The organism is Candidatus Woesearchaeota archaeon, from assembly GCA_026394965.1.
Taxonomy (GTDB): domain Archaea; phylum Nanobdellota; class Nanobdellia; order Woesearchaeales; family 0-14-0-80-44-23; genus JAPLZQ01.
This window is the reverse complement of sequence record JAPLZQ010000101.1, coordinates 1-23,544: the sequence shown is the minus strand read 5'-3', so window position 1 is coordinate 23,544 and position 23,544 is coordinate 1. Positions and strand designations below refer to the sequence as shown.

Genomic DNA, 23,544 nt, shown 5'->3' with positions numbered 1-23,544 from the left:
AAGTTAATTCTAAATCAATTCATTTGCATAAACTCAATGAGATTCTTTTTATTGTAAGCTCGATTATTTTTAATATAGCAGTGGGTGGTGTGTATATTTCATCGAAAATTGATGCAGCAAAAATTAATTCTTCGTTTCCCTTAAAAATCTTTGGAGCAATCGTAGTTTTATTAATAATCCCATTTACCATTTCACTAATTGGCTATATAAAAGATAAAGCAAGAAAAAAGATAATAATTTCGCATATTTTTATCCTCTTTTATCTCTTTCTGGAATTAATGTTAGATTACATTCTTAAAATTCCGTTCAGAGAAATTTTAGCAATTCATATACCCTATATTCTTATTTTTTATGCGGCGGCTTTTAGTATGATAGGCGTTTCCCGCATTATCAATAAAAAAATGGGGTTGCTGGTTATAGCAACATTTTTGATATTGATAGGATGCTTGATTTACAGTCTTATCTAAACAACTTTGGTCCCTGCGTAATTGCCAAAGAACGCAAAGTCATTGAGGCTTCTTAAAGGCACTTTTTACACAGGAGCTACTTAATACACAAAGCCGTATAATTTTAATTATTGAACCTCTTATTGCTTATTCCTTCATTGCTGCAGAAACCTGCCTGATTTTTAATTGTCATCAATAAGTAGTTACAAATCAAAAGATTTATAACCTGACCTTACTTTTACCGTCTTATGCGAAATGCTTTTTTGAGAATAGCTGCTGTTTCCGGATTAGTTGGAGCTTTAGCGCTTTCAAATAATTTTGGGCAAATAGCTGCCCTGTCAATTGAGGAGAGAATTGAGCGCCTTGAATCAGCTGAGATTATGCATTCAGAAAAGGATAAATATGCAGTAATTCTGAACGGCGACCCTTCAGAGCTTCACTTCTATAACTGCTCAACTTCACATTCTTCCCTTGAAAACATGGGCTTTTGCAAGGATAACATCTTCACGCTTTCAGAAAAGCCAGATTCCTATTTTGAAGAGCAGGATTTTTCAGCATTTTCAGGAACAAAGGAAAACTTTCAGAGGGTTTCTGATTTGCTTTCTCAAATAACTGATGATAATGACATTGTGCTTTTCTACCTTACCGGGCACGGAGACCGTATGGGTGGGAGAAGCGCCCTTGTCCTAAAGGATGATTATCTTTTTGACATTGAGTTAAAGGAATGCATAGATAAAATTGATTCAAGGATTACAATTGTTGTTGCTGACCAATGCTATTCAGGCGGTTTTGCGGATGAACTAAAGAATTCTTCTAAAAGCGTTATTGCAATCTCTGACACAGATGCAGTGTATCAGACAGACTGCAAGGTTTTTTCAGATTCTTTCTGGAAGGCATTTTCCGGGACATCTGCTGATTCAAACTCTGATTCAAAGGTTTCCCTGAGAGAGGCTTATGATTTTGCGATTGAAAAGCATTCTGTCTTTCTTCGCCCGTTTACAGGATTAGCTCATGGCAGCTATTATTTCTCAGGGGATATAAAAGACATTTTTCTGGGAGAAAATTAGATTATTTTAAATTTATCACAATTCATCACAATATTTATATATTCTGCAGGCGTTATTGCATCGGCGGGTGCCGGCATGAAGATACAATTTTATCCAATTGATGTTCTTTCAAAGAGCAAGGGAGACAGAACCGGAATACTTCTCTATGGAAAAACAGACAAAGGGGAAAGAAACCTTGTTGTAATCAGGGAATTCAAGCCGTATTTCTGGGCACTGCTTAAGGATGATAAGGCAGACAAACAGAGTCTCTTTGAAAAGCTCAAGGCGATAAAAGTTCAGGGCGAGGATAACAGGACTATTTCAGTATCAAAAATAGAGATTCACAGGAAAAAATTTCTCGGATGCGATTTTGATTCTGCAAAGGTTTTTACAGAGCTCCCTTCAGATGTCCCGGAACTCAGGATTGCTGCAAAATCGCTCGGCTTTGAAATCTACGAGGCAGACATACCGTTCTCAAGAAGGTTCATGGTTGACACTGACATTATCCCGATGGCTCTCTATGAGCTTGAGGGCGAATATTCAGAAAAGAGGGCAAGGGTTCCTGTGTTTAATGCAACCGCAATGCAGAGGGTCTCAGAAGAGCTTCTCCCTAATCCGCGGGTGCTTGCGTTTGACATAGAGACTTACAGCCCATTTGGCAAGATTTCAATTCCAGAATCAGACCCGATAATCATGTGCGGATTTTACTCCGATGATTTTAAGAAGGTTATCACCTGGGGCAAGTTCAAGAGCAGCCTTCCTTATATTGAATTTGTGGCAAGCGAAAAATCCCTGATTGAGAGATTCAAGTCAGTGATAAATGAATACAAGCCGGACATTCTCGTAGGATATTACTCTGACGGATTTGACCTTCCTTACATCAAAAAGAGGGCTGATTTCAACAAGGTTGAGCTGAACATAGGGCTTGACGGCAGCAGCCTTGTGATAAAAAGAGGAAGGGTGTCAAGCGCAAGGATTGTAGGGATTCCCCACCTGGACATATACCGGTTAATAAAAAACATAATAGCGCGCTCTCTTGAGACAAGCTCCCTTTCATTGGATGCTGTTTCAAATGAGCTTCTTGATGAAAGAAAGGACGAGGTTGATATTGAAAGCCTTTCATCCATATGGGACAATGAGCCTGAGAAGCTTGAGAAATACTGCCAGTACAACCTCAAGGATGCTGATTTGACATTCCATCTTTTCCATAAGACTTCTTCCATTCTTTTTGAGCTTACAAAGATTGTGCGCCTAAATCTTTATGATGTTTCAAGGATGAGCCTGAGCCAGATTGTTGAGTGGTATCTTATCAGGGAGGCAAAGTCCTTCAATGAGATTGTTCCAAACAAGCCGACAAATGAGCAGATAATTGAGAGGAAAATCCAGACATACAAGGGCGCATTTGTATTTGAGCCGAGCCCGGGATTATATAAGGACATAGTTGTCTTTGATTTCAGGAGCCTTTACCCAAGCATAATAGTCACTCATAATATCTCCCCTGACACAATAGGATGCTCCTGCTGCAAGGATGACAAGGATTCTATTCCTGAGCTGGAAAGCTGGTTCTGCAAGAAGAAAAAGGGATTCATATCAACTGTAATCGGGGATGTCATTGCAAGGAGAATGAGAGTAAAGGAGATTATGAAGACAGCTGATGAGAAGGACAGGAAGCTTCTCAAGGCAAGGGAGCAGGCACTGAAGACAATAGCAAACTCAATGTACGGCTACATGGGCTTCTTTAACGCAAGATGGTATTCAATTGAATCAACAAGAAGCATAACTGCATATGAGCGCCATTACATAAAGAAAGTTATTGATGAGGTGGATGCTGCGGGGTTCAAGGTTTTATATTCAGACACTGATTCAGTTTTCCTCGCCCTGGGAAACAAGACAAGGAAGGATGCTGAGAATTTCCTTCAGCAGGTAAATAGGGAGCTTCCAGGGCTTATGGAGCTTGAGCTTGAGGACTTCTACCCTTCAGGGATTTTCGTATCAGCAAAAATCGGAAGCTCAGGCGCCAAGAAAAAATACGCGCTGCTCTCTGAGAAAGGCACAATTAAGATAAGGGGATTTGAGACAGTCAGGAGAAATTTCTCATTCATAGGAAAGGAAGTCCAGGAAAACATCCTGAACATAATCCTGCGGGAAAACGACTCAAAGAAGGCTTTTGATTATGTGATAAAAACAATAGAGCAGCTCAGGAAAAAGGAGATACCAATTGAAAAGCTTGTGATAATAACACAGCTTCAGAAGAACACAGAGGACTATGACTCAATAGGCCCTCATGTTGCAGTTGCACAGAGAATGAAGGAGCTTGGAAAGCCAGTCGGGATTGGAACCATGATAAGATACATTGTTACTGAAGGGAAGGGCAGGATAAGGGACAGGGCAAAGCTTCCGGAAGAGACAAAAGACGGCGAATATGATGCAGAATACTACATCAAGAACCAGATAATCCCATCTGTCGGAAAGATATTTGAGGTTCTCGGATACAAGGAAGAGGAGCTTTTGGGAAAGAGCGAGGAAGAGAAAGCCCAAAGCAGCCTGCACTCATTCTTTAAGAAATAGAATAATGTGAATTAGCCAATTGCAATAATGCCTGAAACTTTTAATTTTCTGATTATTCTCGTTAAAATCCTTTCTTTAGAATATTGCTCTCCAAAGGTTAATAATAAAATTGAATCCGTCAAACGGAGGTATCGGGAGCATGTTGAAGATGAACAGGAACATGTTTATCCTTGAGGTGACTATGAAAAAGGGAATTCTCCTCTTGTTTACCCATCCTTTCCTTACAGCAAGGAGCGGGGCAAGCCACAAGATGAGGTTTACAGCAGGGCCTGCAAATGAGGTGATTGCATTCTGAAGGTATGTTCCGCCGGATATCTCAACATAGCCGGGAACAAAAATCAGGAAAGGGAAGTGCAGGAATTTCAGAATCACTCCCAGCATGAGCCACATGTAATCTGCGTGAAAGACAGCTGAAAGTCCGAATGCCAATGCAGAGAACTTGTGCCCCATTTCGTGAAGGACTATTGCAGGGGCAGTCACCAAAAGCGCGGAAATGAAGCCCTGTTTGTTTATCCCAAAGATGCTTCTTTTCTTCAGCCGGTAGTCAGAAGTCAAGGGCTCATATTTTTCCCTGACAGCAGAAGGCACCTTAAAAAAGTCAGAAAATATTATCCCGACAAGGACAGACATTACAATAATGTCAATTATCTCCATCGGGCTTATGAGCATGCATAACCAGATTAAGTCAGATGTTTAAAGATTTTTTGCTTTGCAGATTCTTTTTCATGCAAAACTTTATAAAATAACAGCCAAAAATTCCCTGTTTGATTGATATGAAAGCCAAAAAACAGGAAATCTCAAAAAAAGTTGATTCTGACAATAAAAAGGAATTGCCTGATGAATACTGCGGATGCGATGAGTGCAGCACAAGAAGCCATTCCAGCTCAGGCAGGGTTGAGAGCGGAAGCCATGTTGCCATAAGCTACATCGGGACTCTTGATGACGGGACTGTGTTTGACAGGACAGATGAAAATAACCCGCTTATGTTCACTGTCGGCGGTAAAGAGCTCCTTCCCGCTTTTGAGGACAATATTATTGGAATGAAGGAGAATGAGGAGAAGTCAATAAAACTCTCTTCCAAGGATGCATACGGGGATTTCAATGAAAACCTGATTCAGCAGATGCCCAAGTCATTCTTTGAGGGAAAAGTCGAGATTAAGGAAGGGCTTACAATAATGTTCGCAAACCCTGCAGGGCAGAGGGGCTACGGAAAGATTATGGAAATTTCCGATGATTCAGTGAAGGTTGACTTTAACCATCCCCTTGCAGGCAAGAGCCTTAACTTCAGGATAAAGGTTCTTCAGATAGATTGAATTTTTTAGTTTTTCTTATTTTGTTATTGTGATTTTTCAAAAACCAACAATTAGTTTTAAATAATCCCTCATTCTTTCATTTAACATGACCTGCCTTGTTGCTGTTTTGAGTTCAGGAAAGGGAACATGGGCGTATCTTGGCGCAATAATAGAGAAAGAGCCGTGGGAAAAGATATTTCTTGTAACAAATGATTTTGGAAGGGAGAATTTCGGAAAGCGTGTCAAGACAGAAAAGCAAGTTGAATTCATAGTTCTCAACCCTGAGAAGACAATTCCAGAGCTCATTGACTCAATTGCTGGCGCGCTTTCAGGGAAAATTGCAGATTTTCAGGTTGCGCTTAACATAATTTCAGGCGAGGGAAAGGAGCACACAGCAGTTCTTGCTGCCCTTCTCAGATTGGGGCTTGCAGTTCGGCTTGTTGCGCTTGACAAGGACGATAAGCTAATTGAGCTTTAGCGCTTCTTAGGAAAAATAGCTTATCTCTTTTCCAGGATTTCCGCTGAATCCGGATTCTCTCTCATATGAAAGATTTCCCCGGAGAAACATTTTCTCAATCCTTCCGGAAATATTCATCCTGTTAAAAGGGCTCCATCTGCACTTTGTCTCAAGATTTTCCTCTTTTATTTTTTCCCTTGCTTCTGGATTAAACATGAAAAAATCCGCATCATATTCTTCTTTTATTTCGCCTTTGTTTTTTATTCCATAAATCTCTGCAGGTTTTGTGCAGCAGAGTTCAACCACTCTTTTCATGCTTATTTTGCCTTTTAAGGAATAGTCAAGCATGAGGGGCATTCTTGTTTCTATTCCAGGAATTCCATAAAACATTCCCGAATCTCTCTCTATCCTTGTGTGGGGCGCGTGGTCTGTTGCAATTATATCAACGCTTCCGTTTATTGCTCCTTCCCACAGGTATTCTGAATCAGATGTTTTATTCAGGGGCGGTTTTACCATGTATTTATTCTTCTCTGAAAGGAAAAGATGATGGGGAGTAACCTCGCAGCTGAGGTTCTTGTTTGATTTCTTGCATTCCTCAATAAGCATTAATTCCTCTTTTTTTGAGACATGGCAGATGTGAATCCTTTTTTCGTATTTCAATGAAAGCGCAAGAATTTTATCAAGCATTTTTATGTCATCAACATGAATTGAAAGCATTGCATCTGTTTCCTGCATTATCCTTTCAAGCCCGGGAAAGCTCAGGATAAGCCCGCCTGTGGTTTCAGTCATGTAGCATTTTACTGATGCGATATTTTCTGCTTTCTTTATCTCATCGCAGTTATTGTCAGCTGCCCCAAAATGAAAGCCGTAGTCAGCAATGCTTTTTTTCGCATGCGCTCTCTTATCTGCAAGAAGCGCTGTTGTTGTGATTGAAGCAAGATTATTCGGCATGTCAAGAAAGCATGTTGTGCCCCCTTTTATTCCCGCTCTGCTGCCTGATAGAAAATCTTCCTTGTATTCCTGCCCCGGCTCTCTCATATGGACATGAGCATCAATTGCGCCGGGAAGAATTATCATTCCTGAAGCGTCAATCTCGCAATAAGGAGGGGAAAAATCGCTGCTGAACTTTCCATCATTTATGAAAATATCCTCAAGAGAAAGTTTTCCGTTTCTTAGAATTCTGCAGTTTTTTATTCTGGTTTTCAAGAACAATCCCAAAATCCCTTCAGGAAGCATTTCTATTTAATTTTTTCGGATAAGCTGCATTGCACATATTATCATTATGCAGCTGCTTTTAGCCATCAAAATCTTTATAAAGGGACGCCTTTTTCCCTTCTGATATGAATGACTCTCATAAATCTGAAAAAACAGAGCACAGCGCATCAAAAGGATTTTTTAACTCATTAAGGGACAAGGCAAGGGAGATATACATAAAGCAGTACAAGGCGCTCCTGGTGATTGTCCTAATAATAGGTTTTTCGCTAATCGGAATTCTCCTTTTTAACTTCGCAAGGACAGGCGAGTTCTTCCAGAGGGACATTTCTCTCAAGGGAGGAGTTTCTGTTACAATATCGCGCGCTGATATAGGTTCAGATGCTGTTGAAAGCGCGCTTTCTGCTTCATACCCGAAGTCAGACATAAATGTAAGGCTCCTCAAGAGCGCAGGCGCATCAACTGGAATTGCAATAGAGAGTTCAGACCTTTCCTCAGAGCAGATAATCTCTTCCCTTAATTCCAATCTTGGAAAGAACATAAAAAGCTCTGAATACAATGTTGACATGATTGGCTCATCCTTGGGAGAGGCTTTCTTCAGGCAGACCATCCAGGCAATAATATTCGCATTCATCCTTATGGCTGTAACAGTTTTCTTATATTTCAGGATTCCAATTCCGTCATTTTTCGTTGTGTGGTGCGCATTCCTTGACATTGTCTCAACAATTGCAGTTGTCTCAATCTTTGGGATAAGGATGTCAACAGCAGGGATTGCGGCGCTTCTTGTGCTCATAGGATATTCAGTAAGTTCAGACATCCTTCTCACTGCAAGGGTTGTCAAGGGAAAGAATTCCTCAGTTATTGATAATGTATTTACTGCGCTTGGAACAGGATTGACTATGACCTGGACAACAATTGCAGCGCTTTTAGCAGGCTTTTTCATGGCTGATTCAGAAGTGATAAAGCAGATAATGCTTATAATGATAATAGGGCTTGTTTTTGACTCGCTCTACACATGGATTATGAATGTTTCAATACTCAGGATTTATATGGAAAAAAGGGAAAAGGCAGAGATTGAGAAGAAGAGAGCTGCGCATGAAAGCGCCAGTAATCAGTAATGCTTCAGAGGTATAAAAAAATGTCAACTGCAAAAAGGATTTTCAGCAATTTCAAGGTGATAATAGTATTAGTTGCAATAGTTCTTGCATTAATCTCGCTTTCGCCCAATCCCTTTAGGAAGGGCGCTGCGATAAGGAGCGTTGTTCCGGAAACTCCGTCTGCTCTTGCAGGAATAAGCAGCCCTTCAGCCAACTCAGCCCCAATGTCAAGGGAAGTGATAACTGCTGTAAACAGCATTTCTATAAAGAACGCCGAGGAATACTATTCATCTGTCAGCAAGATAAAGCCAAACACAACAGTCAAGATTACAACCAACAAGGGCGTTTACAGCATATATTCCTCAAATAAGACAGATGCAAACGGATTCTCAGACCTCGGGATGAGGGTTTATGACGCCCCGACCTCAAACATCAGGAAAGGGCTTGACCTCCAGGGCGGAATAAGGACAATCCTCAAGCCAGAGGCAAATGCAACAAAGGAAAATGTTCAGATGACAATTGAGAGCATGAAGCAGAGGCTTAATGTGTATGGATTAAGCGATGTTGTTGTCAAGGAAACATCTGACCTCTCAGGAAACAGGTACATACTGATTGAGATAGCAGGAGCATATGAGGATGAGGTAAAGGAATTAATCTCAAAGCAGGGAAAGTTTGAGGCAAAAATAGGAAACGAGACTATTTTCCGGGGAGGAAAGGACATAACCTATGTATGCAAGACAGCTGAATGCTCTGGAATTGACACCCAAAGCGGATGCGGAAAGGCTTCAGACGGAACATGGTCCTGCAAATTCATGTTCTCTGTCTCATTAAGCCCGAATGCCGCCTCTGTCCAGGCAAATGCCACGGGAAAACTTTCTTCAGTTTACAAGAACGGCGAGAATTTCCTCAATGAAACCCTTGACCTTTTCCTGGATGACCAGAAAGTTGATTCTCTTGAAATATCCGAGGAACTTAAGGGAAAGGCGCTTACAGATGTTGCGGTATCAGGTTCAGGAAGGGGCGCAACAAAGGAAGAAGCAATTTATGATGCTTTGAAGAGCATGAAAAGGCTCCAAACCATAATGATAACTGGTTCTCTCCCAATCAAGCTTGAGGTTGTAAAGACAGACACAATATCCCCGACTCTTGGCGAGAAATTCCTAAAGAATACTGCATCAGTGTTTCTTGTTGCAATCACAGTCGTTTGCCTTGTGCTGTTCTTCTATTACAGGAATGTCAAGGTTGCAGGAATGATTATGGCAACAGGATTAATTGAAATATTCCTGACCATGGGGCTCTTAACTCTCATGGGCTGGAACATTGACCTTGCTGCAATCGCAGGATTCATTGCAGCAGTTGGCGCAAATGTTGACGACCAGATTGTCATGAGCGATGAGGCAATCAAGGGAAAGGGCGACAAGAACGCAAAAAGGATGCTTTCCTGGAAGGAGAAGATAAAAAGCGCCTTCTACATTATAATCGGAGGATACCTTACAACTGTTGCATCAGCTCTTCCCCTTCTCTTTGCAGGGGCAGGGCTTCTCAAGGGCTTTGCAATCACAACAATTGTCGGGCTTACAATAGGAATCGTCATAACAAGGCCTGCCTATGCAGATGTTATAGAAATCCTCCTTAAGAAGGATTAAGGCAATTTCCTTTTTATTTTTCTTATTTTTCTTATTCTTTACCTTATCCTGATTAATCCTTTTTTAACTCATTTCAGCAATTGTTTTTTTAATAGATAAAAATATAAAAGCCTGATTGCTATTGCAATAAAACTAATGTTTTTTTGAACAAGAGGTGCCAAATGATAATCACAATATCGGGGAAAGCTGGCTCTGGAAAGAGCACTGTTGGTAAAATGCTTGCAAAAAGGCTGAATCTCAAGTATTACTGCATTGGCGACATGAGAAGGAAGATGGCTGAGGAACGAGGGCTTTCCCTTGAAGAGTTTAACAAGCTTGGGGAAAAGGAGGATTTCACAGACAAGGAAGTTGACTCATTCCAGGAAAAGCTGGGAAAAAAAGAGGACAATTTCCTGATTGTGGGAAGGACAAGCTACCATTTCATTCCCCACTCAATAAAGGTTTTTCTGGATGTGAATCTTGATGAGAGCGCAAGGAGGATATTTTGTGCTCAAAGGGAAAATGAGCATTATGCAAGCGTTGATGAGGCGCTCGAGAAGATAAAGGAGCGCGAGGAAAGCGACAGAAGCAGGTATCAGAAATATTACAGAATAAACCCGTTTGACCATAAGAACTTTGACATTGTGATTAACACAACAGAAATCTCTGCAGTGAAGGTAGTTGAGAAAATAATGCAATTTGTAAAAGAGAAGAAATGAATAAAAAATCAATTTCTTATGCTGATGTCTATGAGCCCCGGGAGGATTCATGCCTCATCAGGAAGCACATCAGGAAATTATCAAAAGGGGCTGTTCTTGACATGGGAACAGGCTCAGGAATCCTTGCGCTTGAAGCATCAAAATCAAAAAGGGCAGGAAAGGTTTATGCAGTTGATTTGAACAGGAAAGCGATTGCATTTGCTTTGAAAAACTCCAAAGGAAAAAGGATTGAATTTCTCTATTCAGACCTTTTCTCCTGCTTTAAGAAAAAGAAAATCCTTTTTGACTTAATAATCTTCAATCCGCCTTACCTTCCTGAAGATGAAAATGAGCAGGATGACCTGCTAAAAAAGGCGCTGTGCGGGGGAAAAAAGGGATTTGAGACAATTGAGCGCTTCATGGTTGAAGCAGGGGATTACCTGAAAAATTCCGGGAAGATTCTTCTCCTGTTTTCCTCTCTTACAGGAAAGGAAAAGGTTGAGGAGATTATTTCAGACAATCTCTTTGTTTTCAGGAAGATTGATGAGCAGAGTTTTGATTTTGAGAGCATATTTGTCTATCTGATTGAAAAATCCCCGATTCTTAGGAAAATTTCTGCATGCGGGATAAAATCATTGAGGAAATATGCAAAGGGGCACAGGGGGCTTGTATACCGCGGATTACTCCATGAAAAAAATGTTATTGTGAAAATCGCAAACCCGAATTCAGAGGCAGTCGGAAGAATCAAGAATGAGATTCATTTTCTGAAAATCCTCAATAAAAGAGGAATCGGGGCGGGAATTATCATTTCAAAGAGGGATTTCTTTGCCTGCGAGTTTCTTGAAGGGAAGAGGATTATTGAATTCATTTCCTCTTCAAAAAAAGATGCAGTGAAAAAAGTTCTGAGAAAGGTTTTTCTTGAGCTTTATTCCCTTGATAGGATGAGGCTTGACAAGGAAGAGATGCACCGCCCGTTCAAGCACATAATAATAGGGAAGAATCTCAGAGTTAAAATGATTGACTTTGAGAGGATGCATCTTTCAAAAAGCCCGAAGAATGTAACCCAGTTCTGCCAGTTCCTATCCTCAACTTCCATCTCTGAAATTCTTGAAAAGAAGGGGATTTTTGTCAAGAGAAGCGAAATTATAAGCATCTTAAGAGAATACAAGAAGGATTTCTCAAAAAAATCCCTGGAAGGGATAATCCGCGTATTCTGCTGATTAAATTTCCTCTTTGATGTTTATTGTTGAGACAAGGGAAACAGTCCCTTCAACTCCCTCTGTTTTCCTGAATGATATTAAGAATCTGTTGAACTCATCAATATCAGAAAATTTCATCTTTATGAGAAGGTCATATTCCCCTGTTATCCCGAAAACTTCCTTTATTCTGGGATTCTGAAAGAGATTATTTCTTATCTCCTTGTTTGTCTTTACAAGAAGGAATGCGATGAAATTCTCTCCTGATTTTGCATTGCTGAGTTTTACTGTGAATTTTTCTATAACTCCCTCTTCTTTCATCTTTTTTATCTTCAGGTGAACAGTGCTCGGGCGCATCCCTGTTGCTTTTGCAATCTCCCTGACACTCGCCCTTGAATTCTCCTTAAGCTCTTCTATTATCCTTGTTTCATTTTTTTCAAGCATATCCCCAATTATTCTCCTCCTGCATATTTAAATTTTTCTAATATTAAAGGAAAATTTGATTAATTTGTCCATTAATTTTCTTATTTTATGGATAAATTTCATATTTTTTAGGATAATTTATAAAAACATCTCAACCAACTAATCTCCAATAATACTAAAATGAGGTGTTTAAATGCCAGGAAATTTATCAAATGCGCCGCAGTATGCGGTAAAGGATATTTCCCTTGCTGAGCAGGGAAAAAAGAATATTGAATGGGCAGAAGCCCACATGAACGCTCTTCTTGAGCTTCAGAAAAGGCTTATGCGGGAAAAGCCGTTCAAGGGAATAAGGATTGGAATGGCTCTCCATGTGACAAAGGAAACAGCAGTTCTTGTCAAGACTTTCATTTCAGGAGGAGCAGATGTTGCAATATGCTCATGCAATCCGCTTTCAACACAGGACGATGCTGCAGCAGCCCTTGCCTCAATGGGAATAAAGGTTTATGCATGGAAGGGCGAGAGCAGGGAAGAATACTACTCCAACCTTAGCAGGGTAATTGATTTCAAGCCGAACATCACAATAGATGACGGATGCGACCTTGTGAATGAGATTCATACAAAGCATCCTGAATTAATATCCTCAATAATCGGCGGATGCGAGGAAACAACAACAGGTGTTATAAGATTAAGAGCGATGAAGAAGGACAATGCATTGAAATATCCTGTTGTTGCAGTCAATGACAATAAGACAAAGCACCTTATGGACAACTACTACGGAACAGGGCAGTCGGCAATCGATGGAATAATAAGGGCAACAAACATCCTCTTTGCAGGGAAGAATGTTGTTGTGTGCGGCTATGGCGACTGCGGAAAGGGAGTTTCCCTCAAGGCAAAGGGGTTTGGCGCAAATGTTATTGTTACAGAAGTTACTGCATTCAGGGCGCTCCAGGCTGTTTTTGACGGCTTTAGGGTAATGCCGATTGCAGATGCTGCAAGAATAGGGGATATCTTTGTTACTGTAACCGGAGATAAGAAAGTTATCTCAACAAGGAACATTGAAATAATGAAAAACAATGCAATCCTTGCAAATGCCGGGCACTTTGATGCAGAAATTGATGTTGCCGGCTTGAAAAAGATGGCAAAAGCCACCAGGAAGATAAGGCCGTTCCTTGATGAGTTTACATTGAGGAACGGGAAGAAGGTTTATCTCTGCGCAGACGGAAGATTGGTCAATCTTGGCGCAGCAGAGGGGCATCCTTCTGAAGTCATGAGCATGTCATTCTGCGGGCAGGCGCTTGCTGTTGAATTCCTTGTAAAAAACAGGGGAAAAACAGGGATTGAAGTGATTGACCTTCCTGAATCAATTGATGAGCAGATTTCAAGGCTTCAGCTTGCAACAATGGGAATTAAGATTGACACCCTTACTGACGAGCAGATAAAATACCTCGCTGGCTGGAAGGAAGGGACATAAATTCAAACATAAATCCCATGTTTTAATTTTTATATTTTTTTAATTTTTTTAATCTATTTCTCTTATTCAAGCTTTTTGCATTTCAGTTTCTTTTCAGTTATTTCCTTAAATTCAATAATTATTTAAAGAAGCTCCCTAAACCAAAAAGCGCTTATGCACAAGATTAAAATTTCAAGGATACAAAAGAAGATATTCTCCCACAAGGGGTTTGACCCCTGCGGATGCTATGGCAGCTCCTGCAATGATTCCTGCTGCAGCGAGGGCGCAGATATTGACAGGGAATCCTATGCCCTGATAATAAAGCACAGGAAGGAAATTGAAGCGCTGATAAAATCAAGTGTTGGCAAATGCTTCAGCAGAAAATGGGGCAGGGATGATGAATACCTGGGAAAGGGTTACATAAGAAGCAGGATGAAAAAAGGCTTTTGCATCTTTCATCTTTCGGGTGAGAAGGGATGCGCGCTTTTCAGGCTTTCCCAGAAAAAGGGAATCTCAAGAAGGATAATTCCCTCTATCTGCAGGCTTTACCCTCTCAGTTGGAACAAGGGAAGGCTTTACATCCACAAGAGCATAAAATCAGGGTGCGGATGCCTTTCCAGCAAAAGCGAACTTTCCAAAAGCGTTTTTGAGACCCAGAAGAAAGAGATAGATGAGATATTCAAGATAAAACTGAAAAGGAAGAAATAAATTATTATAAAAAAATAAAAAATTCTTTATTGCTTACTCATACTTCGCAGTAAGAGTTCCTGTCTTTGAATGGGTAAGTGTGCTTCCTTCCTGGATATAAGCGAAAGTCAAGGCTCCCTTGTATTTTGCTCCTGCAGTTCCTGCTGTTGCAGTGCAAGTGAATTCGGTAGTACTTCCATCAGCAATAGTTGTTGCAGCAGGGGTACATGCTGTTCCGCCTAAGGATAAAGTTACTGCGCTAATTCCAGAGCCCATTCCATTTCTAACTATTACAGTTGCTGTTCCTGCTGCTGTAACCTTAAAGTCCTGACAGGCAACTCCTGCGCCGATTGTGCAGCTCTCTGGGAGGAATCGTCCAGGATTCAAGACTCCGAAATAGGCAAGCGCCGCTATTGCTACGAGCACCACAAGTATTGCCCATCCATAAGTCATCAAGAACTCCATTGCTGCTTGTGCCTTCTTCATCAAATCACCTCATTTTTTAAATCAAAAATCATATTGTTTTCTTATTGTTCTCCTGCTTAAACATCTTTTCATTAAAAATACATAAAAACTATGTTAGTATACTAAACAAATAACTTTAGTATTTAAACTTTACTGTTAAGGCGGATTGAAGATTTTCTATTCCAAAATCCTCATTTTTTTCTTTCCCCGAATATCTTGGTTCCAACCCTTATTATGTTTGCTCCTTCCTCTACTGCAATATCATAGTCAGAGCTCATGCCCATTGAAAGGAATTTTAAATCTGCTCCCGGAATTTTAAGTTCCTTTAATCTTTCAAAAAGAATTTTCATCTCCCGGAAATACCCTCTTAACTTTTCCCTGTCATCTGAATAAGGAATTGCCATGAGCCCCGATAGTTCAATGTTTGGAAGCGCTGAAATATTCCTTGCAAGTTTTTCTGCATCTTCCTCTTTTATTCCTGTTTTTGTTTCTTCACCAGAAATATTCACCTCAATCAACACAGGAACTTTTTTTACAGCTCTCCTGTCAATTTCTTCTGCAAGCTCAATTGAGTCAACTGTTTCAATAACATCAAACAGGGAAAGCGCCTTTTTTACCTTGTTCTTCTGAAGATGCCCGATGAAATGCCTCTGCACCTTTTTTCCGGAAATAAGTTCATTTACTTTTGCAAATTTTTTCTCTCCTTCCTGAACATAATTCTCGCCAATCGCATCCACTCCAGAAAGAACTGCCTCTGCTATTTTTTCAGGGCTCTGCGCTTTTGTTGCAGCAACAAGCAGAACCCCTTTTGGAATTTCTGAAAGAATATTCCTGACATTGTCTCTTATATTCATTTTAAGTTTTATAGAATGTCTGATTATTAATACTTTTATCCAAAACAGCATTTCTTTCTTAGAAAGTTATTTAAACAGATATTAAGAACTTTCATCTTGTTTGTTTTATGCCGGGATCGCATAATCTGGTATTGCGCCAGCCTGGAAAGCTGGTGCCTGAAAGGGCGTCTGGGTTCAAAACGAGCCTTTTCCAAGGAAAAGCCTCGATGGAAAAGAGGATTTTGCTCACGCAAAATCAAAAATTCCTGCGAGCATTAATGGGAAAGCCTCCTGAAATTCCCAGCCCCGGCGTATTATTTTAATTATTATCTTAATTAGAATCCTAAAAAATAATAATTTCTTTCAATTGAGTTCATACGTTTTATTTCCCGCTTTTGCCGTTTTTTTAAAGGTTTAGTTGTAACTGACTGAATGTGATTTTAATAGAAAACCTCTGAAAACACCGAAAGATTTAAATACTAGAATAATCAGTAATATATAAAATTATCGCATGATTTTTATCACTTGCGATAGTTTCGTTTGGAAATAAATTGGGGGTGTGGTGTATCATCGTCGGTATTTGCAGTTCATCTTTCATAAGTCTGCAGTACCATGCTGAATCAGGCTCATATTTAACAAAGCTGTGCAGGTGGTGAATTTGACTAATTTTAGGCATCGTTTCATCAAGAAATGTCCGGAATGCGGCGGTATAAACCTTTTCTGGAACAAGGACAAGGGAGAAGTCATCTGCAAGGACTGCGGGCTTGTTGTTGAGGACAAGATGGTTGATTTCGGCCAGGAATGGCGCGACTTTGACTCAGACAAGTCTGACTCCAAGAGAAGAGCAGGCGCTCCAATAACATACACCCAGTATGACCAGGGGCTTGGGACTGAGGTGGGAAGAAGCGCCGACCTTTCGCAGTTCTCCTCAAAGGCAAGGAACAAATTCTTCAGGTTAAGGAAATGGCAGTACAGAATCAGCACTGCAATTGAGAGGAACTTGAAGCTTGCGCTTGCTGAGCTAAAGAGGATAGTAAGCTATCTTAAGCTTCCAAAATCAGTTGAGGAGGAGGCAGCGAGAATTTACACTCTTGCAGTCAGGAAAGGGCTTGTCAGGGGAAGGTCTATGGAGTCAGTTGTTGCAGGAGCATTATATGCTGCATGCAGGCGCCATGAGGTTCCAAGAACTCTTGACGAGCTGAGCGAGGCATCTGGAATCGAGAAAAAGGAGATTGGAAGAACTTACAGGTTCATCACAAGGGAGCTTGCGATAAAGATTATCCCGTCAAATCCTGCTGATTACATTGCAAGATTCTCATCTGCGCTTAAATTGAGCCCTGAAACCCAGAGCAGGGCTGTTGAGATTCTTGACAAGGCGCAAAATGCAGAATTGACCTCAGGAAGGGGCCCAACAGGAATTGCAGCAGCAGCACTGTATGTTTCTGCGTTGATACACGGCGAAAAGAGGACTCAGAGAGAGGTTGCTGATGTTGCAGGAGTTACTGAAGTCACAATCAGGAACAGATACAAGGAGCTCCTTGATAAGCTCAATCTTGAGAGGGAAATCAAGAAAGTGAAGAGCAAGAACCGGCAGTAAATATTTTTTTTAATTATAATTTTTCGGATTCTTTTTTCAGTTAATATCAGAATCTGAATAGAATTCTTTCAAAATCAGCAATCATTCCCTTTCTCACTTTTACGCCCTCTTTTTTCAGGAGGAGGATTTTTCTTTTCTTTCCTCCTGCAAACCCGCCGAGAGAGCCGTCTGATTTCACAACCCTGTGGCAAGGCACAATAATCGGTGTTGGGTTGTTGTGAAGGGCGTTCCCGACTGCCTGGTATGCGCCTGTTCGCATTTTCCGGGCTATTTCCCCGTATGTAGAAACCATTCCCTTAGGGATTCTCTTTGCAAGGGAATAAACTCGGCTCTCAAAAGAAGTTGGCATTTTATTTTCCTCAATCAGATTTTCAGGATGTTTCCAAAGAGCAATACAAAAACAAGAATCAAAGTCAGGACTATTATGATTATTGCCGCAGTCCATACAATCATGTTGTAAAACTTTGAGTTTACATGCTCCCCCATAATTTCTTTCTTGTTTATTAGCCGTAGCATTATTATGAGAATTATCGGGAGTATTATCCCGCTTATCACCTGGGAAGTCAGCATTACCTTTATGAGCGGCAGTTTTGGAATCATTGAAACGAATGCGGATATTGCGATAATGAGAGTTAAAATCCAGTAGAACTGCGGCGCTTCCTTGAAATTCTTATTAACTCCTGTCTCAAATCCTATTCCCTCGCATATGCAGAATGCTGTTGAGATGGGAAGTATTATTGCTGCAAAAAATGATGCCACAAAAAGCCCGATTGCAAACAGGTATTCAGCCCACCTTCCTGCAAGGGGCGCAAGAGCAAGAGCAGCTTCCTTTGCTGTTTCCACATGTATTCCTGCAGTGAACAATGTTGCTGCGCAGGTTAGTATGACAAAATATGTCACAATATCTGTTACTATTGAGCTTATGTAGACATCTGCCTTTGAGTATTTGTAGTTCTCAGGCTTTATCCCTTTCTCCACAAAAGCAGCCTGCATGTAGAACTGCATCCACGGCGTTATTGTTGTTCCGATAAGCCCTATCAGCAAGAGCAGGTATTCCTTATCAAACTGGATTGTGGGCTTAATTGTGCTCTTTAATGCGAGACTCCAGTCAGGCTTTGCCATAAAGCCGGATATTATGTATGTTATGTAGAAGAACGCAAGTATGAAAAATATCTTTTCAGTGCTCTTGTAATTGCCCTTTGTTATTATCAGCCAGATTATGATTGCGCATATAGGTATTATAACAAGCCGCGACAACCCAAAAATCTCAGAAGCAGCTGCAATTCCTGCAAAGTTTGAGATGGCTGTTGTGATGTTTGCGACAAAGAGCGCAGCCATTATGAAAAATGTTATTTTTACTCCATAGTTTTCCCTGATGAGGTCTGCAAGTCCTTTTCCTGTCATAACTCCCATTCTTGCATTCATTTCCTGGACAAGGATTAGAACCAAAGTTATCGGGATTACTGCCCAAAGGATTCCGTATCCAAATGTTGCTCCTGCAACTGAGTATGTCGCTATTCCTCCAGCGTCATTGTCCGCGAATGCAGTTATGAGCCCAGGACCCATTATTGAAAAGAATATGAGAAGCTCTCTCCAAGAATGTTTAATGTTGAATCCTGCCATTTTTATCTTTTTATTGTTTAATATCTGACTTTGCTGAAGTGGTTTCTGCTGCAATCTTCTTTTCTTTCCTTACCCTGCTCTTTTTAACTTTTCCCCTGCTCCAGGATTCTGGCATGACATTCTCAATTATGTCGTGGGCTGTGACAACTCCCTTAAGGATATTGTTGCTGTCCACAACAGGAAGCGCAAGAAGATTGTATTTTGAAAGAACCTTTGCCATGTGCTGTTTTGAATCTGAAAGCTCAACCTTTGCAACATCGCTGTTCATGAAGTCGCACACCTTTTTCTGGGGCGGAACAATGATAAGCTGCCTTAATGAAAGCACTCCCACAAGCTCATTTTTCTCATTTGTGACATAGAGATAATAAATATTTGAGATGGTTGGTATAATCTCCCTCATCTTGTTTATGGTCTGCTCTGCAGTTAAATTCCAGGGTATTGCTATGAATTCTGTTGTCATAAGGGCTCCTGCAGTGTCCTCAGGGTATTTCAGGATTTCTTTAACCTGCTTTGCAATTTCAGGCTTTATCAGCGAGAGTATTTCCTCAGCTTTTTTCTTGTTTGTGAAGCTCAGCATGTCTGCAACTTCATCTGCTGTCATTTTTTCAAGAACAGGAATTATCCTCTTTACCCTAATGTCCTCAACAATGCTCTTCTGGACTTTAGGCTCTGCCTCTGCCAGCGCATCGGCAGCCATATTGTTGTCAATTGACTTGAGGACAAGCACCCTCTCCTCGTCGCTTAAGTCGCCCATCAGTTCGGCAAGATCTGCAGGGTGCATTGCGTGGATGCTTTTTCTCTCAATCTTCAGGTGAAGATGCTTTGGGTCTGGCTCAAGAGGGGCTACAAACTCCCATGAGATTATGTTTCCAATCTTTTTTCCAGCTTCAGGAAGAAGGTTTCCGATTGTTTTTGGAACTCCAAGCCTTCTAAGGAATCCGCTGAATCCAGCATCAACACCTATAACGCTGAACTTTCCGTTAACATTTGCAAGCGCAACATCATTAACCCTGATTACCTTCAGGCCTTCTGTGTCTATCAGCTGCTTGTCCAGGATTGCTGATTTCAGGTGCAGGTCATCAGGATTAACGCTTCCGAGCATTGGAATTTTATCATTCTGAATTGAAAGCTTTATTTCCTTTTCTATAACTGTGACATAAGATATTGGGATTCTGAAAAGCGAATTTTTATTCCTGCACACAAGTGCAGTCACTTCTGCTGCCTTCTCGCCGTCAAGAATTATCAAATCCTCAAGGATTCCCGCGATTTTTCCGCTGTTGTCTGCTATTCTTCTTCCCAAAAGATGACTCAGATAAATCAAAGAGCCCACCTCTTTTTCCTTCGGATGAAATGCATCCTCAAATTAACCTTTTTTAGGAACTGTAAGTAATATTTAAATCTATCCTTAAAGGTTTATTCCTGCCACACGGAAAATGTATCTTTTCCATTTAAATTTTTTTGGGTATTTTTCCCTCAAAAAAGAAAGATTTAATAAATACCTCTTGATTTTTTTATTGAATCAAGAGGTGCTGGTTTCATGGGACGAAAAACTCACAAGCAAAGGACAAGGGGAATGCCCAGATGGGTGAAGGAGCAGAAGGAATTTGACGCAAGGAGCGGCAGGTTTCCGGGCTGCAGAGGAACCTTTCCAGACTGCCCTGAGTCAGTTGACGCAAACAATGTTGCCGAGCAGTGCAAGAAATGCCCGAAATACAAGGGACTGTAAATTTTTTTTCATAACGCTTAAATATCAGGAATAATTATCTTTTTGTGTGGGTGGGTAATTTGAGAGAAAAGATATCTGACGATGAGATAGATTTCATAAACAGCCTTGATGATGAATTCTCACTTTTGACTGTGCCTTACGGGTATGATGTTATCTTTGATGACAAGGTTGGAATAATCTTAAAAAAGCAGAAAAGCAGCAGGAAGGGGAACATTACCCTTGTTGCAGGATAAATTTAAATTCTCATTTCTTTAATCTTTCCTTTGATGATTGACTTTCACGATTTCATAAATGATTTCAGCGATGCCCTCCTTAAAGGAGAGAGCATGGCAGTATTTGCCAGATGCGAGATTTTTTACAGCGGAAGGGCTGAAAGCCAGCTCTTGTCCGGAGAAAGGATTCTTGTTGTAAAGTCAGACAAAAGCATGCTTGTGCACCAGCCGTCTGGCTCTGCGCCTGTCAACTGGATGAAGGAGAATTCAGATTATTCCCTTTCAATTGAGGGCGATTCATTAATGCTTCGCGTAAGAAACCTTCCCTTAAAAGAGCACCTTGACATAAGAATTGAGGAGGTATATTCTTTTTCGCACAGGAAACTTGAGGACAACCAGAAGATAATTCTTGCAGGCTCTGAAAAAGATATGTCTGACATGATTCTTGAGAATCCCTCTCTTATTGAAAAGGGCTTCAAGCCGCTTTCAAGGGAGGAGCACACCAAATACGGCTTTATTGATGTTTTCGGTTATGATTTGAATAATGTTCTTGTTGTGATTGAGGCAAAGCGCTACACAGCTGACTTCAAGGCAGTTTCCCAGCTTCAAAGGTATGTTGAGAAGATAAAGGAAACAAAAGGATTATCAAAGGTCAGGGGAATCCTTGCTGCTCCGGGAATATCCCCCAATGCAGAAAAGATGCTTCGCGATTTCGGGTTTGAATTCAGGAAAATCAATCCGCCGAGATACATGGAAAGGTTCAGCAGGGCGCAGAGCACAATATCCAGGTTTGGATGAATCATTCTTCAATAATTTCTTCTTTTTTCTTTCTCAATTCAATCCTTAATTCCAAATCAAGATTCTCATTATACATCTTCATTTCCATTTTGTCATAGTTTTCCCTTGAATCAATGCACTCTGCCTTAAATCCATAGAAATTCAAAACAGGCTCAAGCTCAGAAATCATTAATTTTTTCATCTTTGAGCATTCCTTCCTGTAATCATTGAAATCAAGGATTCTTCCGTTTATCACTATGAAGAATCTCTCGCAAGATTTATATTCATTGCTCATTTTTTCATCGCCATGAAAGCCCTTTTTGTGTGCAGCTACAACCATGACAGGAGCAAAACTGCAGAGGAAATCTTCAAAGGAAGTTTTGAGGTGCGCTCAGCAGGGCTTTTCAACAACCCTGTTAGTGAAGAGCAGATTCTCTGGGCTGATATCATTTTTGTGATGGAAGAGTTCCAGGTTTCTGAGATAAAGAGGCGGTTCCCGAAAACCTCAAAGAGAATTGTCTGCCTTGACATCTCTGATGAGTTCTCATACATGCAGCCAGAGCTTATTTCTCTCCTGAAAATCCGCCTTAAGGAATTCCTGCATTCCTAAGCAGTCCTTGTTACCTCAAACTCCTTTCCCTCAAACTTGAATTTTGTCTTTTGGCTTTCTTTCAATTCAGAAAAAAGCTTTTTCATGTTCTCTTTCATGACAAACCACCTCAGAAATCTTATTTGTCTCTCTTCTTTAAATCCCCTGCGCCAAGGGTTTTCCAATGCCCGATTCCGGATGTCCTGTGTGATTTTGCGGAACATCAATAATTAAATCTTATTTCGTTTGCAGTTTCATTTCAATCCCAGCTTATCAAGCAGATTAAATGCTTCTTTGTCGAATTTTGAGAATGCAAACCATTTTTTGCCCAGGTCTTTTAATGAAGCTCCGAAATGATACACTTCTTTATTGTCTATAATGAGGAACCTGTCGTGGGACTGCTTAAATTCTGTTACTTTAATAAGCGGATATTGTGCATTGTATTTATCAAGATCAAGGGATAACTGCTTGGAAATCTCTTTAGTGAATATTGTAACCTGCACATTTTTATTCCTCTTGCTAAATAGCGTCAAAACAGAATCATCAATGTAATTGTCAATGAGAACTATTGACTTATCCGCAGTCCGGATAATGTCTGAAATAAATCTGTACGCATCAAATATCTGCCCATCAAAAAATATTCCTTTTTCAGGCTTTATGTCTCTATTTTGTATTGCATTAAATATCTCGTCAAATTTCCTGTTATGCTCAGTCTGCTTTTTCTCAACAACATCCAGTCTTTGGAATATCTGTGCATTTGAGGAGATAAATCTCCGCATGGCTACGAATGCGCTCATTATTTGAATGCTTATCCTTACAGCAGTATCACTTTTTAAAACTCCGGAGAGCATGGCAACTCCTTGTTCTGTAAAAGCATAAGGTAATTTTCTTCTGCCACCCCAACTTGAAGTCACAATTTGTGACTTCAAGTTTTCAAATTCATCTTCAGTTAATTGAAACATAAAATTTTCAGGAAATCGTTCACTATTCCTCTTAACCGCTTGATTTAATGCTTTTGTTTCCACTTTATAAAATTCTGCAAGATCTGTATCAAGCATCACCTGCATATTTCTTATTGTATAAATTTTACTTTTGATATTATCTGTGCTTAATACTAATGAATTGTCTTCCATCTCATCACTTCTTAAAATCAACACTTTAATAAGCGTTTTCCAGAGATGTCTGTTGTCCTGTGAGAAGTTGCGGAAAAGACGGAGATTTAACGAAGAATTAATAATTAAAAACAATAACCATTTAATAGTTCATAGAATTAAGGCAGGATATAGGGCTATATAAAAAGCACATGGAAAAAAAGCTGGATGAAATAATGGATGATGAATTGAAGAAAAGGTTTTTGAGGGAGAAGGAATTTCTGGCAAAACAATGGAGCTCTTTTATTGACAAGAGAGTCATAGATGCCTTTATGAAGGTTGAAAGGGAGAATTTTGTTTTAAAGGAATTCCTGCAATACAGCTATGAAGATGCTCCGCTTCCAATTTTAGACAAGCAGACAATATCGCAGCCG

The 23,544-nt window shown here is 40.3% G+C and carries 27 protein-coding genes and 1 tRNA gene; 18 read left to right on the top strand and 10 right to left on the bottom strand.

What is annotated here, in order from left to right; all coding sequences use genetic code 11:
• The 3 genes from NTV63_04470 to NTV63_04460 all read left to right on the top strand — a co-directional run.
• On the top strand, positions 1 to 467 hold a 467-nt coding region (locus NTV63_04470), incomplete at its 5' end, for a hypothetical protein (protein MCX6710174.1).
• A gap of 227 nt (positions 468 to 694) precedes the next feature.
• On the top strand, positions 695 to 1,513 hold the full coding sequence (locus tag NTV63_04465) for a caspase family protein (GenBank protein ID MCX6710173.1): 819 nt from the start codon (positions 695 to 697) through the stop codon (positions 1,511 to 1,513).
• Positions 1,514 to 1,588: 75 nt separating this feature from the next.
• Positions 1,589 to 4,060 (top strand): DNA-directed DNA polymerase, encoded by a 2,472-nt coding sequence (locus NTV63_04460; GenBank protein ID MCX6710172.1) that lies wholly within the window; start codon positions 1,589 to 1,591, stop codon positions 4,058 to 4,060.
• 75 nt (positions 4,061 to 4,135) lie between these two features.
• Here NTV63_04460 and NTV63_04455 read toward each other — a convergent pair whose 3' ends face one another.
• Positions 4,136 to 4,729, bottom strand: a complete 594-nt coding sequence (locus NTV63_04455; protein MCX6710171.1) for a hypothetical protein — start codon at positions 4,727 to 4,729, stop codon at positions 4,136 to 4,138.
• Between the two features lie 104 nt (positions 4,730 to 4,833).
• Between NTV63_04455 and NTV63_04450 the strand changes: the two genes are divergently transcribed.
• Complete coding sequence (locus NTV63_04450; protein ID MCX6710170.1) at positions 4,834 to 5,373, top strand: peptidylprolyl isomerase; 540 nt, start codon at positions 4,834 to 4,836, stop codon at positions 5,371 to 5,373.
• An 85-nt stretch (positions 5,374 to 5,458) separates the two neighbouring features.
• On the top strand, positions 5,459 to 5,830 hold the full coding sequence (locus tag NTV63_04445) for a hypothetical protein (GenBank protein ID MCX6710169.1): 372 nt from the start codon (positions 5,459 to 5,461) through the stop codon (positions 5,828 to 5,830).
• Between the two features lie 6 nt (positions 5,831 to 5,836).
• Here the strand turns inward: NTV63_04445 and NTV63_04440 are convergent, their stop codons facing one another.
• A complete protein-coding gene (locus tag NTV63_04440; GenBank protein MCX6710168.1) occupies positions 5,837 to 7,015 on the bottom strand; it encodes a dihydroorotase family protein in 1,179 nt (392 codons plus the stop codon).
• 134 nt (positions 7,016 to 7,149) lie between these two features.
• On the opposite strand from NTV63_04440, the gene NTV63_04435 reads away from it, so the two are divergent.
• From NTV63_04435 to NTV63_04420, 4 genes are all read left to right on the top strand, one after another.
• Positions 7,150 to 8,139 carry a hypothetical protein gene (locus NTV63_04435; GenBank protein MCX6710167.1) on the top strand — a complete coding sequence of 330 codons (990 nt, stop codon included), beginning with the start codon at positions 7,150 to 7,152 and terminating at the stop codon, positions 8,137 to 8,139.
• Positions 8,140 to 8,159: 20 nt separating this feature from the next.
• Positions 8,160 to 9,764 (top strand): hypothetical protein, encoded by a 1,605-nt coding sequence (locus tag NTV63_04430; protein ID MCX6710166.1) that lies wholly within the window; start codon positions 8,160 to 8,162, stop codon positions 9,762 to 9,764.
• A gap of 161 nt (positions 9,765 to 9,925) precedes the next feature.
• The gene (locus NTV63_04425) at positions 9,926 to 10,462 is read left to right on the top strand and encodes a cytidylate kinase family protein (protein ID MCX6710165.1); all 537 of its coding nucleotides are present in this window, start codon (positions 9,926 to 9,928) and stop codon (positions 10,460 to 10,462) included.
• Positions 10,459 to 11,661 carry a methyltransferase gene (locus tag NTV63_04420; protein ID MCX6710164.1) on the top strand — a complete coding sequence of 401 codons (1,203 nt, stop codon included), beginning with the start codon at positions 10,459 to 10,461 and terminating at the stop codon, positions 11,659 to 11,661. Before NTV63_04425 ends, NTV63_04420 begins: the two co-directional genes overlap by 4 nt.
• Here NTV63_04420 and NTV63_04415 read toward each other — a convergent pair whose 3' ends face one another.
• Positions 11,662 to 12,081, bottom strand: coding sequence for an Lrp/AsnC family transcriptional regulator (locus NTV63_04415; GenBank protein MCX6710163.1), 420 nt, complete (start codon positions 12,079 to 12,081; stop codon positions 11,662 to 11,664). It lies immediately after the preceding gene.
• Between the two features lie 172 nt (positions 12,082 to 12,253).
• Here NTV63_04415 and ahcY point away from each other — a divergent pair, with 172 nt between their 5' ends.
• Both ahcY and NTV63_04405 read left to right on the top strand, forming a co-directional pair.
• Positions 12,254 to 13,531 carry an adenosylhomocysteinase gene (ahcY, locus tag NTV63_04410; GenBank protein MCX6710162.1) on the top strand — a complete coding sequence of 426 codons (1,278 nt, stop codon included), beginning with the start codon at positions 12,254 to 12,256 and terminating at the stop codon, positions 13,529 to 13,531.
• A 153-nt stretch (positions 13,532 to 13,684) separates the two neighbouring features.
• Complete coding sequence (locus NTV63_04405) at positions 13,685 to 14,218, top strand: hypothetical protein (GenBank protein MCX6710161.1); 534 nt, start codon at positions 13,685 to 13,687, stop codon at positions 14,216 to 14,218.
• Between the two features lie 33 nt (positions 14,219 to 14,251).
• On the opposite strand, the gene NTV63_04400 is transcribed toward NTV63_04405, so the two are convergent.
• Both NTV63_04400 and NTV63_04395 read right to left on the bottom strand, forming a co-directional pair.
• Complete coding sequence (locus tag NTV63_04400) at positions 14,252 to 14,683, bottom strand: hypothetical protein (protein MCX6710160.1); 432 nt, start codon at positions 14,681 to 14,683, stop codon at positions 14,252 to 14,254.
• Between the two features lie 170 nt (positions 14,684 to 14,853).
• Positions 14,854 to 15,516 (bottom strand): YggS family pyridoxal phosphate-dependent enzyme, encoded by a 663-nt coding sequence (locus NTV63_04395; protein MCX6710159.1) that lies wholly within the window; start codon positions 15,514 to 15,516, stop codon positions 14,854 to 14,856.
• A gap of 109 nt (positions 15,517 to 15,625) precedes the next feature.
• Between NTV63_04395 and NTV63_04390 the strand changes: the two genes are divergently transcribed.
• Positions 15,626 to 15,807, top strand: a tRNA-Ser gene (locus NTV63_04390).
• A 340-nt stretch (positions 15,808 to 16,147) separates the two neighbouring features.
• Positions 16,148 to 17,092: a transcription initiation factor IIB gene (locus NTV63_04385; GenBank protein MCX6710158.1), complete on the top strand. Its 945-nt coding sequence runs from the start codon at positions 16,148 to 16,150 to the stop codon at positions 17,090 to 17,092.
• Between the two features lie 46 nt (positions 17,093 to 17,138).
• Here the strand turns inward: NTV63_04385 and NTV63_04380 are convergent, their stop codons facing one another.
• From NTV63_04380 to NTV63_04370, 3 genes are read right to left on the bottom strand one after another with little or no spacing between them, the layout of a single operon-like run.
• Positions 17,139 to 17,441, bottom strand: a complete 303-nt coding sequence (locus NTV63_04380; GenBank protein ID MCX6710157.1) for an MGMT family protein — start codon at positions 17,439 to 17,441, stop codon at positions 17,139 to 17,141.
• A 14-nt stretch (positions 17,442 to 17,455) separates the two neighbouring features.
• Positions 17,456 to 18,715: an Nramp family divalent metal transporter gene (locus tag NTV63_04375; protein MCX6710156.1), complete on the bottom strand. Its 1,260-nt coding sequence runs from the start codon at positions 18,713 to 18,715 to the stop codon at positions 17,456 to 17,458.
• A 10-nt stretch (positions 18,716 to 18,725) separates the two neighbouring features.
• The gene (locus NTV63_04370) at positions 18,726 to 20,036 is read right to left on the bottom strand and encodes a CBS domain-containing protein (protein ID MCX6710155.1); all 1,311 of its coding nucleotides are present in this window, start codon (positions 20,034 to 20,036) and stop codon (positions 18,726 to 18,728) included.
• A 216-nt stretch (positions 20,037 to 20,252) separates the two neighbouring features.
• Between NTV63_04370 and NTV63_04365 the strand changes: the two genes are divergently transcribed.
• Genes NTV63_04365 through nucS form a run of 3 tightly spaced genes read left to right on the top strand, consistent with a single transcriptional unit; the run spans position 20,253 to position 21,451 of the window.
• Positions 20,253 to 20,441: a hypothetical protein gene (locus NTV63_04365; protein ID MCX6710154.1), complete on the top strand. Its 189-nt coding sequence runs from the start codon at positions 20,253 to 20,255 to the stop codon at positions 20,439 to 20,441.
• A gap of 59 nt (positions 20,442 to 20,500) precedes the next feature.
• Entirely contained in the window at positions 20,501 to 20,674 is a 174-nt protein-coding gene (locus NTV63_04360; GenBank protein MCX6710153.1) for a hypothetical protein, read from the top strand.
• Between the two features lie 33 nt (positions 20,675 to 20,707).
• Positions 20,708 to 21,451 (top strand): endonuclease NucS, encoded by a 744-nt coding sequence (gene nucS, locus NTV63_04355; GenBank protein MCX6710152.1) that lies wholly within the window; start codon positions 20,708 to 20,710, stop codon positions 21,449 to 21,451.
• Position 21,452: 1 nt separating this feature from the next.
• On the opposite strand, the gene NTV63_04350 is transcribed toward nucS, so the two are convergent.
• On the bottom strand, positions 21,453 to 21,725 hold the full coding sequence (locus NTV63_04350; GenBank protein ID MCX6710151.1) for a hypothetical protein: 273 nt from the start codon (positions 21,723 to 21,725) through the stop codon (positions 21,453 to 21,455).
• Between the two features lie 12 nt (positions 21,726 to 21,737).
• On the opposite strand from NTV63_04350, the gene NTV63_04345 reads away from it, so the two are divergent.
• Positions 21,738 to 22,040, top strand: coding sequence for a phosphotyrosine protein phosphatase (locus tag NTV63_04345; GenBank protein MCX6710150.1), 303 nt, complete (start codon positions 21,738 to 21,740; stop codon positions 22,038 to 22,040).
• A 233-nt stretch (positions 22,041 to 22,273) separates the two neighbouring features.
• Here the strand turns inward: NTV63_04345 and NTV63_04340 are convergent, their stop codons facing one another.
• Positions 22,274 to 23,152 (bottom strand): ORF6N domain-containing protein, encoded by an 879-nt coding sequence (locus NTV63_04340; GenBank protein ID MCX6710149.1) that lies wholly within the window; start codon positions 23,150 to 23,152, stop codon positions 22,274 to 22,276.
• Between the two features lie 170 nt (positions 23,153 to 23,322).
• On the opposite strand from NTV63_04340, the gene NTV63_04335 reads away from it, so the two are divergent.
• Positions 23,323 to 23,544, top strand: a 222-nt coding sequence (locus tag NTV63_04335) for a hypothetical protein (GenBank protein MCX6710148.1), incomplete at its 3' end; no start/stop codon positions are given.

What these genes read in the sequence shown, in the direction of transcription:
- NTV63_04435 (MCX6710167.1), top strand. Translation starts at nt 7,150, where the DNA reads ATGAATGACTCTCATAAATCTGAAAAAACAGAGCACAGCGCATCAAAA.
- NTV63_04465 (MCX6710173.1), top strand. Translation starts at nt 695, where the DNA reads ATGCGAAATGCTTTTTTGAGAATAGCTGCTGTTTCCGGATTAGTTGGA.
- NTV63_04340 (MCX6710149.1), bottom strand. Translation starts at nt 23,152, where the DNA reads ATGGAAGACAATTCATTAGTATTAAGCACAGATAATATCAAAAGTAAA.
- NTV63_04395 (MCX6710159.1), bottom strand. Translation starts at nt 15,516, where the DNA reads ATGAATATAAGAGACAATGTCAGGAATATTCTTTCAGAAATTCCAAAA.
- NTV63_04450 (MCX6710170.1), top strand. Translation starts at nt 4,834, where the DNA reads ATGAAAGCCAAAAAACAGGAAATCTCAAAAAAAGTTGATTCTGACAAT.
- NTV63_04425 (MCX6710165.1), top strand. Translation starts at nt 9,926, where the DNA reads ATGATAATCACAATATCGGGGAAAGCTGGCTCTGGAAAGAGCACTGTT.
- NTV63_04350 (MCX6710151.1), bottom strand. Translation starts at nt 21,725, where the DNA reads ATGAGCAATGAATATAAATCTTGCGAGAGATTCTTCATAGTGATAAAC.
- NTV63_04455 (MCX6710171.1), bottom strand. Translation starts at nt 4,729, where the DNA reads ATGCTCATAAGCCCGATGGAGATAATTGACATTATTGTAATGTCTGTC.
- NTV63_04420 (MCX6710164.1), top strand. Translation starts at nt 10,459, where the DNA reads ATGAATAAAAAATCAATTTCTTATGCTGATGTCTATGAGCCCCGGGAG.
- NTV63_04400 (MCX6710160.1), bottom strand. Translation starts at nt 14,683, where the DNA reads ATGAAGAAGGCACAAGCAGCAATGGAGTTCTTGATGACTTATGGATGG.
- ahcY (MCX6710162.1), top strand. Translation starts at nt 12,254, where the DNA reads ATGCCAGGAAATTTATCAAATGCGCCGCAGTATGCGGTAAAGGATATT.
- NTV63_04415 (MCX6710163.1), bottom strand. Translation starts at nt 12,081, where the DNA reads ATGCTTGAAAAAAATGAAACAAGGATAATAGAAGAGCTTAAGGAGAAT.
- NTV63_04430 (MCX6710166.1), top strand. Translation starts at nt 8,160, where the DNA reads ATGTCAACTGCAAAAAGGATTTTCAGCAATTTCAAGGTGATAATAGTA.
- nucS (MCX6710152.1), top strand. Translation starts at nt 20,708, where the DNA reads ATGATTGACTTTCACGATTTCATAAATGATTTCAGCGATGCCCTCCTT.
- NTV63_04380 (MCX6710157.1), bottom strand. Translation starts at nt 17,441, where the DNA reads ATGCCAACTTCTTTTGAGAGCCGAGTTTATTCCCTTGCAAAGAGAATC.
- NTV63_04345 (MCX6710150.1), top strand. Translation starts at nt 21,738, where the DNA reads ATGAAAGCCCTTTTTGTGTGCAGCTACAACCATGACAGGAGCAAAACT.
- NTV63_04445 (MCX6710169.1), top strand. Translation starts at nt 5,459, where the DNA reads ATGACCTGCCTTGTTGCTGTTTTGAGTTCAGGAAAGGGAACATGGGCG.
- NTV63_04405 (MCX6710161.1), top strand. Translation starts at nt 13,685, where the DNA reads ATGCACAAGATTAAAATTTCAAGGATACAAAAGAAGATATTCTCCCAC.
- NTV63_04375 (MCX6710156.1), bottom strand. Translation starts at nt 18,715, where the DNA reads ATGGCAGGATTCAACATTAAACATTCTTGGAGAGAGCTTCTCATATTC.
- NTV63_04460 (MCX6710172.1), top strand. Translation starts at nt 1,589, where the DNA reads ATGAAGATACAATTTTATCCAATTGATGTTCTTTCAAAGAGCAAGGGA.
- NTV63_04365 (MCX6710154.1), top strand. Translation starts at nt 20,253, where the DNA reads ATGGGACGAAAAACTCACAAGCAAAGGACAAGGGGAATGCCCAGATGG.